The sequence below is a fragment of the Streptococcus sp. GMD4S genome (assembly GCF_000296955.1).
In genome coordinates, this window is sequence record NZ_AJRE01000533.1 from 1 (window position 1) to 942 (window position 942).

Consider the following 942-nt stretch of genomic DNA (forward strand, 5'->3'; position numbering starts at 1 on the left):
AAGGCCATGAATATTGCAGTCAAACAATTGGACGGTTCTCTTTCTGACCTCATTAATAATACTCGCCAAGAAATCCTCAATACACTTGCCCAAGTTGAGGTCAATATCGACTATCCTGAGTATGACGATGTTGAGGAAGCCACTACTGCAGTTGTCCGTGAGAAAACTATGGAGTTTGAGCAATTGCTAACTAATCTCCTTAGGACAGCACGTCGAGGTAAAATCCTCCGTGAGGGAATTTCAACTGCCATCATCGGTCGTCCCAACGTTGGGAAATCGAGCCTGCTCAACAACCTCCTGCGTGAAGAAAAGGCCATCGTTACAGACATCGCTGGTACTACCCGTGATGTCATCGAAGAATACGTCAACATCAATGGTGTTCCTCTCAAATTGATTGATACAGCTGGTATTCGGGAAACAGATGACATCGTGGAACAAATCGGTGTCGAACGTTCTAGAAAAGCCCTCAAGGAAGCTGACTTGGTACTACTAGTACTAAATGCCAGTGAACCACTGACCGCCCAAGATCGCCAACTCTTAGAAATCAGCCAAGATACTAATCGAATCATTCTCCTCAACAAAACTGACCTGCAAGAAGCTATTGAAACAGAGGAACTTCCAGAAGATATCATCCGCATTTCAGTCCTTAAAAATCGAAACATCGATAAGATTGAAGAACGCATTAACAACCTCTTCTTTGAAAATGCTGGTTTGGTCGAGCAAGATGCTACTTACCTATCTAATGCCCGTCATATTTCCTTGATTGAGAAGGCCGTTGAAAGCCTACAAGCAGTTAATGAAGGTCTTGAACTGGGTATGCCAGTTGATTTGCTTCAAGTTGACTTGACCCGTACTTGGGAAATTCTCGGAGAAATCACTGGAGATGCCGCACCTGATGAACTCATCACCCAACTCTTTAGCCAATTCTGTTTAGGAAAATAA

General features: G+C 43.5%; 1 protein-coding gene. It reads left to right on the plus strand.

The window, feature by feature from the left end; translation table 11 throughout:
* The coding region (gene mnmE, locus GMD4S_RS12375; protein WP_000574242.1) for a tRNA uridine-5-carboxymethylaminomethyl(34) synthesis GTPase MnmE at positions 1-942 on the plus strand (942 nt) is incomplete at its 5' end.